Origin of the sequence: Marinobacter mobilis (assembly GCF_900106945.1) — a bacterium.
GTDB lineage: Bacteria > Pseudomonadota > Gammaproteobacteria > Pseudomonadales > Oleiphilaceae > Marinobacter > Marinobacter mobilis.
On sequence record NZ_FNNE01000004.1, the window covers coordinates 346,078 to 352,988 of the forward strand.

A 6,911-nucleotide genomic window follows, 5' to 3' on the forward strand; every position below is an offset into this window, starting at 1 on the left:
CTCCGGTTATTCTTCGTCAGACTGGCGTCGAATCCACGCCAGTACCTTCTCCGAGGGAACTCGTTGCAGGCCGGGAGGTTGCCAGTCGGTCAACTCTCCCTGGCCAAGGACGAGAAGTCCCCCGGGCGCCAGTCGCTCTGCAAGTCGCTTGACAATTTCTCGCCGCCGCCAGCGGCGGAAATAAATCAGCAGGTTCTGGCAGAAGATAATGTTCATTCCGTGCATCGGTGCCTGCTTCAGGTCCAGGACATTGAGCCTGGTGAAACACACCCGTTCACGAATGCTTTTAATTATTTCGACGGAGTTCCGTTCCGCTGGCCGGAAATACCGGGCCTTTAACCGTTCATCCATAGCCTCAAGCTTGCGGGCATTGAACAGGCCTCGCTGTCCCTTGTCGATCGCCGGCTTACTGATGTCTGAGCCGGTGATTCCGAACAGTGGCGGCAGCGCCAGCTGGCTCATGCTTTCGTTAAGCAGCATGGCCAGGGTGTAGGGCTCCTCGCCGGTGGAACAGCCAACACTCCAGACTTCCAGGGGGCGTTTTCGCAAGGCCTCCCTGGGCCGGGTCAGGATGTAGTCCGAAACCAGTTTGCAGGCATCCGGGTCGCGAAAAAACCGGGTTTCCTGCACCGTGAGCCGATCCACGAGGGTCGACCACTCAACAATGGCTTCCGGGCTGGACACCACTTTCTCGTAGTAGGCCTGATAGCTGCTGCACCCAATTTCCCGCATCCGTATGCCCAGGTTGGTTTCCAGGAACGACTTGCGTTCCGCCACCAGGGTAATGCCTGTCCGGTGTTCAAGCAGTGTCTGCCACTGGTTGAACTGCGCCTCATCCATCGCCGGGAGCCGACGAACGGACCAGATGCCGTTGGCGGATGACAGGTTGTCGGGTGCTTCAGCCATGAACGGTCATGTGCCTCACCGGTGGTTAGCTGACCACCGGTACGTCCTCCATGTCTTCTTCTTCGCTGAATGCGGCTTCTTCTTCCGGCAGGGTGAAGCCGGCAACCGAAGACCGCAGCTCGGATGCCATCTCTGCCAGGTTACCGATGGACTTCGCAGTCGCATTGGTACCGGAGGAAGTTTGCGAAGTGATTTCCTGGATGACGTTCATCGTGTTGGAAATGTGGGCGGCAGACGACGATTGCTGACGCGCCGCGTTGGAAATGTTCTGGATCAGTTCCGCGAGGTTCATCGATACGTTTTCGATTTCCTCCAGAGCAATACCCGCATCCTGTGCCAGTCGGGCACCGCGGACCACCTCGGCGGTGGTGTGCTCCATGGAGATAACGGCCTCGTTGGTATCGGACTGGATCGTCTTAACCAGTGCTTCAATCTGCTTGGTCGCTGCAGAGGAACGTTCCGCCAGTCGCTGAACTTCGTCCGCAACCACCGCGAAGCCCCGGCCCGCGTCACCGGCCATGGAGGCCTGGATCGCTGCGTTCAGGGACAGGATGTTGGTCTGGTCGGCGATGTCGTTGATCAACGATACGATGTCACCGATTTCCTGGGAAGACTCACCCAGTCGCTTGATCCGCTTGGAGGTTTCCTGGATCTGCTCACGGATGTTATCCATGCCGCGGATGGTGTTCTGTACCACTTCCGCGCCTTTCTTGGCGATCGCAACCGAGCGCTCCGCAACCGCAGAGGATTCGGCGGCGTTGGAGGAGACCTGGTCGATGGACACCGCCATCTCGTTCACCGCCGCGGAGGCTCCGGCGATTTCCTGGGCCTGATGCTCAGACGCGTCGGCGAGGTGCATCGCCGTCGCCTGGGTTTCCTGGGCCGCTGAGGATACCCGTACTGCAGTGCCCCGGATTGCCTGTACCAGTCCACGCATCTGGTCGATCGCGTAGTTGATGGAGTCGGCGATAGCACCGGTGAAGTCCTCGGTTACCGTTGCCTCGGTGGTCAGGTCACCGTCCGCGAGGTCGGCGAGTTCGTCCAGCAGTCGCAGGATCGCGTTCTGGTTCTGTTCGTTCTGTTCCTGGGTGGTGCTCAGGCGTTCCTGGGCTTCACGGTAGATGGTGACACCGATCAGTACCACGATACCGACCATGGCGGCCAGAATGGCGAAGGCCAGGGTTGGGCTGATCAAGCGAGAGCTGGACTGGTCACGCAGGGCATCAGCCAGCAGGGAAATATCGTCCAACAGGGCCTGTGAGTTCTGGAAAATGTCGCTGGCGGCAGTACGCACCTTGAAGAGGTCGGGAGAAGCATCAAGGATGGCGTCTACGTTCTGGGATACAAACTCGAACAGCTCGTCTACGGCTTCAAGGCCGTAGATCGCATCTTCATCGTTAACCCGTGAGATGCCCATGGCCGGGTTGCCTTCAACCTGACCCTGCAGAACCCGTCCAAACAGGCTGGCATCACGACCGAAACGGTCAGCGGCGATAACCGCATCTTCGTCACCGGACAATACGTTGTTGACTGAGCGGACAATCCGTTCGGCCAGCAGTGACTGGCGCTGGGCCAGGGAGATCTGCTCGGCCGGGGCGTTGTTGTCGAGCAGGATCTGGACGATGTCGTCGTATTCCACCTGCAGCTGCGGGATGGTTTCGTTCAGGGTCTGTGCGACCTGGTGCAGACCCAGTACCGCCTCCTGGGTGGAGAGGATGCTGTCGGCGTTGGATCGTACCGCGTCCCACTTCAGCTGAACGCCACTCTCCGCTGCCATCTCGCTTTCAGGCAGGCCGGTATCGGCATTACCGTTGACCATATAGCCCCAGAGCTGGGCGAACTCGTCACGGGAGCGCCGCAACTGATCGAAGGCTTCCTCGGTACCGCCAGCCGCCTCGGTGGCGTTCTTGGCGATCTCCTGGGAAAGTACCCTCAGCTCGGAGGCATAAGTGATGTATTCCTGATCGTGTTGGCTGTCCCTGTTGATAATGAACAGGACCACAACGAGCAGGACGGTCAATGCGATCAGCGCTGTGATCAGGCCAGCAACAGTTTTGTTGCCTCCCTGTCCCATGCCGATACTTCCGGCTCTATTCTTCATTTTCTGGCTCCCGGCCTTTCGTTTGGCAAGTTTGGGTTCTGGGTTTTGCAAGCTTGAAGGGTGATGTTCCTGCCATCGCCATCACCACTGGGCAACGTCAAGAAAGCGTTCGTCTTCCACCAGCGAGACGGTCGAGAACACGTTCCAGATTTCTTCGTTTCGTTCATAGCCGCCATGGACAAAGGGCTGAACGACGGGGGGGACGTCGTCGTCCCGATCGCGGAAGCTGTCGCTGGAGAAATACTGCATACCCAGCACGCCGTCGACGACCAGGCCGCTGAAAACGTCGTCCTGTTCGATCACCAGCACCCGACGTTCCCGCATGCTGCGGGAACTGCGGGGCAGGTCAAAGAAATGGGCCAGATCAACCAGTGGCAGCAGACGGCCACGGACATTGGCTGCACCCAGCATGAAGGAACGAACCCCCGGAATATGGGTATAACGGGGGACGTGGAGAAGTTCGACAACCTCACCCATTGGGGCGACATAGCGCTTTCCGGCCAGAACGAAACCGATGCCATTCCATAACTCGATGGCTTCCTGTTGCTCTGGCAGGCCCGCCGCCATGGAGCGGCTGCGCTGGGCGATATCCGTCAGAACGGCAAAGGGGGCGGCCTGGGCGGACATGCTTACTCCGTTTTTTTGGGGAATCAGGCGATGAGACTGTTGATCGTCTTGATCAAGTCGTCTTCATTTACCGGCTTGACGAGGTAGCCCTTGGCGCCCTGGCGAGTTCCCCAGACACGGTCGGTTTCCTGGTCCTTGGTGGTGACGATGACGACCGGAATGGACGCGGTTTCCGGTGCGCGGGTCAGCTGGCGGGTTGCCTGGAAACCGTTGAGGCCGGGCATGACTACATCCATCAACACCAGGTCCGGAGTTTCAGAACGGGCTTTGGCGACGCCATCCGCGCCGTTATCTGCGGTCATCACTTCGTGGCTATGTTTCTCAAGGATGCTTGAGATTTTCTTAACCTCGGTGGGGGAGTCGTCAACGATCAGAATGCGGGCCATGTTTTCCTCAAAGTGTTTCTTGCGTCAGTCGGCTTATTGTTCCGCTTGCGGGACATACTGACGAATGGTGTTAAGCAGTTCGTCTTTGCTGAACGGCTTGGTCAGGTACTGGTCTGAACCAACAATCCGGCCTTTCGCCTTGTCAAACAAACCGTCCTTGCTGGACAGCATGATCACAGGGGTTTTCTTGAAGGCGGAATTGTTCTTGATCAGGGCGCAGGTCTGATAGCCATCGAGCCGGGGCATCATGATATCAACGAAAATGATGTTGGGCTGGGAATCGGCGATCTTGGCGAGAGCGTCAAAGCCGTCAGTCGCAGTGATAACCTCACAGCCGACCTTTTTGAGAAGGGTTTCGGCGGTGCGACGGATGGTCTTGCTGTCGTCAATTACCATGATCTTCAGATTTTCGAAGTTGTCATCCATTGTCCAACTGCCTTGCGCTCTAGAAAGTCATTATTTTGGGACCGGGTTTTAACACACTATTTAAGGGTGTTCTATAAACCACGCTTATTTATAGAGTATCGATGGCCGGAGAAAAAGCATAAGTTTGTGACTAAATGTACTCCTGCGCCCGGGTTCACGCCATAGCCAAACGTATTGACCGGGTGCATTCAATTCACGGGTACACTACCATCTAGGAAACGCCTGAATCCTGGCCAGGAAATACTCCGCCTGAGCCGACAGCCGGAGATCCGTTGCGGCAGTATCAGGGTCACCTGATTTCTCAGCATAGCAGCAATCCCGGTTTACGCTCTGCTGACCGGTTCCTGTTTTGGAACATTTGTATGTAAGAGGTTATATGACCGTTCGACTCGGAATCGTGATGGATCCCATTGAGGCGATCCAGTACAAGAAAGACAGTTCACTGGCGATGCTTTGGGCTGCCCAGCAGCGGGGCTGGCAGCTGGAATACATGGAGCAGAAGGATCTGTATATGGCGGGTGGCCAGGCCCGGGCCCATACCCGCGATCTCACGGTGCACCATGATCCGGAGAGCTGGTTCAGCTTCGGTGCCAGCCAGGATCGTGCGCTGGGCGACCTGGATGTCATCCTGATGCGCAAGGATCCTCCGGTGGACCGGGAGTTTCTGATGGCCACCTACATCCTCGGGGCCGCCGAGCAGCAGGGCGCGCTGGTGGTGAACCCGCCGGCGGCGCTGCGGGACTGTAATGAGAAGCTGTTTGCCACCCAGTTCGAGGACTGCACACCGCCACTGATCGTGACCCGTTCGGCTCAGCGCCTGCGGGATTTCCACGCCGAGCACGGTGATGTGATCATGAAACCGGTCGATGGAATGGGGGGGCGATCCATTTTCCGGGTTCGGGAGCAGGACGCCAACCTGGGGGTTATCATCGAAACCCTGACCAATCATGGTGAGCACCAGGCCATGGCGCAGAAATTCATTCCTGAGATCAGCGATGGTGACAAGCGCATCCTGCTGATTGATGGTGAGCCGGTGCCCTACGCGTTGGCGCGTATTCCCTCCCACGGTGAGAACCGGGGCAATCTTGCCGCGGGTGGTCGTGGCGAGGGCCGCGAACTGACCGCTCGTGACCGTGAGATCTGTGCCCGGGTGGCGCCGGTGATCAGGGAGAAAGGCCTGATTTTCGTTGGTCTGGATGTGATTGGCGACTACCTCACAGAGATCAATGTCACCAGCCCCACCTGTATCCGTGAACTGGATGCGGCCTTTGGTATCGACATTGCCGGCCAGTTGATGGATGCCATCGAGCGGCGGCTGGGCTGAGCGGGGTCGGAAACACAATGGGTTCAAACGGATTTCAGGACAGTTGGCAGGCATGACAGCCCAGGTCAGCGACTTTGATCGCTTTTCATTTATGCTGTTTCTGGCGTTGGCGGTGCATGCCGCACTGGTGCTGGGAATCACTTTTGCACCGGAAACGCCCCGGACATCGGCGCAAACCATGGAAATCACACTGGCGCAGTTTGATGACCAGGAAGCGCCGGATGACGCCGACTTTCTCGCGCAGACCAGTCAGCAGGGCAGTGGCACCGAGGCCGAGGCTCGTGAGCTGACCAGTCCGCAACCGACGCCGGTGAATGAGGTGGGTGATCAGCCGGTGCAGCCGGAGCCGCCATCGCGGGTGGCCCCGGCTCAGCGTAGCGAGCGTCAGCTGGTCCGTACGGAAGGCCGCAGCCGACCGGCGGCCGATCCGGACATGGCGGAGACGTTTGACGAACCGTTGCCGGTGCAGGAACGCCGGAGCCTGATGGAGCGAAGTCTGGAAATCGCCAGCCTGGAGGCGCGCTTTTCTGCCCAGCAGCAGGCCTATGCCCGCCGGCCACGGGTGTTGCGGGTGACCGCCGCATCCACGCTGAGTTCCGATAATGCCTGGTATGTTCAGAACTGGGTCGACAAGATCAATCGGGTCGGCAATATGAACTATCCTCAGGAAGCGCGTCAGAACAGCATCTATGGCCAGTTACGGATGTTGGTCTTGTTGCGCAAGGATGGCACCATAAAGAGAGTGGAGATTCTGGAGTCGTCGGGTTATTCGGTGCTGGATGATGCCGCCATCCAAATTGTACGCATGGCCGCACCGTTCCAGGCATTTACCGAAAGGATGCAGGAGCAGACCGATGAAATCGAGATTATCCGTACCTGGTCCTTCCAGCCCAAAGGTCTGACATCCGGATGACTGCCAACCGCTCTGCCGACAACCTGCGCGATCATTTCCTGATCGCTTCCCCGTACCTGGCCGATCCGCGGTTCCACGGGTCCGTGATCTATCTGTGCGAGCACTCCTCGGAAGGTGCGTTGGGGCTGGTGCTGAACCGGCCGTTGGATATCGGGCTTGGGGAGATCCTTGAGCAGCTGGGGATGGATGGCAAGGAACTGGACCTGCCGGTATTTCTCGGTGGTCCGG

General features: G+C 58.3%; 8 protein-coding genes. 3 read left to right on the plus strand and 5 right to left on the minus strand.

Annotated features, from left to right (window positions below):
• Positions 1-6: 6 nt before the first annotated feature.
• The 5 genes from BLV11_RS08600 to pilG form a co-directional block, all read right to left on the minus strand.
• Positions 7-906 (minus strand): CheR family methyltransferase, encoded by a 900-nt coding sequence (locus BLV11_RS08600; protein ID WP_091812557.1) that lies wholly within the window; start codon positions 904-906, stop codon positions 7-9.
• 25 nt (positions 907-931) lie between these two features.
• On the minus strand, positions 932-3,007 hold the full coding sequence (locus tag BLV11_RS08605; RefSeq protein ID WP_175528310.1) for a methyl-accepting chemotaxis protein: 2,076 nt from the start codon (positions 3,005-3,007) through the stop codon (positions 932-934).
• 81 nt (positions 3,008-3,088) lie between these two features.
• Positions 3,089-3,634 carry a chemotaxis protein CheW gene (locus BLV11_RS08610; RefSeq protein ID WP_091812559.1) on the minus strand — a complete coding sequence of 182 codons (546 nt, stop codon included), beginning with the start codon at positions 3,632-3,634 and terminating at the stop codon, positions 3,089-3,091.
• 23 nt (positions 3,635-3,657) lie between these two features.
• The gene (pilH, locus tag BLV11_RS08615; protein ID WP_091812560.1) at positions 3,658-4,020 is read right to left on the minus strand and encodes a twitching motility response regulator PilH; all 363 of its coding nucleotides are present in this window, start codon (positions 4,018-4,020) and stop codon (positions 3,658-3,660) included.
• Between the two features lie 33 nt (positions 4,021-4,053).
• Positions 4,054-4,446: a twitching motility response regulator PilG gene (gene pilG, locus BLV11_RS08620; RefSeq protein ID WP_091812561.1), complete on the minus strand. Its 393-nt coding sequence runs from the start codon at positions 4,444-4,446 to the stop codon at positions 4,054-4,056.
• Between the two features lie 376 nt (positions 4,447-4,822).
• On the opposite strand from pilG, the gene gshB reads away from it, so the two are divergent.
• From gshB to BLV11_RS08635, 3 genes are all read left to right on the plus strand, one after another.
• The gene (gene gshB / locus BLV11_RS08625) at positions 4,823-5,770 is read left to right on the plus strand and encodes a glutathione synthase (protein WP_091812562.1); all 948 of its coding nucleotides are present in this window, start codon (positions 4,823-4,825) and stop codon (positions 5,768-5,770) included.
• Positions 5,771-5,822: 52 nt separating this feature from the next.
• Positions 5,823-6,683: an energy transducer TonB gene (locus BLV11_RS08630; RefSeq protein ID WP_091812563.1), complete on the plus strand. Its 861-nt coding sequence runs from the start codon at positions 5,823-5,825 to the stop codon at positions 6,681-6,683.
• A partial coding sequence (locus BLV11_RS08635; RefSeq protein WP_175528311.1) for a YqgE/AlgH family protein occupies positions 6,680-6,911 on the plus strand: 232 nt, incomplete at its 3' end. The genes BLV11_RS08630 and BLV11_RS08635, both read left to right, overlap by 4 nt.

Excerpts from the sequence above, each read along its gene's own strand:
- BLV11_RS08600 (WP_091812557.1), bottom strand. The coding sequence starts at position 906 with ATGGCTGAAGCACCCGACAACCTGTCATCCGCCAACGGCATCTGGTCC.
- BLV11_RS08605 (WP_175528310.1), bottom strand. The coding sequence starts at position 3,007 with ATGAAGAATAGAGCCGGAAGTATCGGCATGGGACAGGGAGGCAACAAA.
- BLV11_RS08610 (WP_091812559.1), bottom strand. The coding sequence starts at position 3,634 with ATGTCCGCCCAGGCCGCCCCCTTTGCCGTTCTGACGGATATCGCCCAG.
- pilH (WP_091812560.1), bottom strand. The coding sequence starts at position 4,020 with ATGGCCCGCATTCTGATCGTTGACGACTCCCCCACCGAGGTTAAGAAA.
- pilG (WP_091812561.1), bottom strand. The coding sequence starts at position 4,446 with ATGGATGACAACTTCGAAAATCTGAAGATCATGGTAATTGACGACAGC.
- gshB (WP_091812562.1), top strand. The coding sequence starts at position 4,823 with ATGACCGTTCGACTCGGAATCGTGATGGATCCCATTGAGGCGATCCAG.
- BLV11_RS08630 (WP_091812563.1), top strand. The coding sequence starts at position 5,823 with ATGACAGCCCAGGTCAGCGACTTTGATCGCTTTTCATTTATGCTGTTT.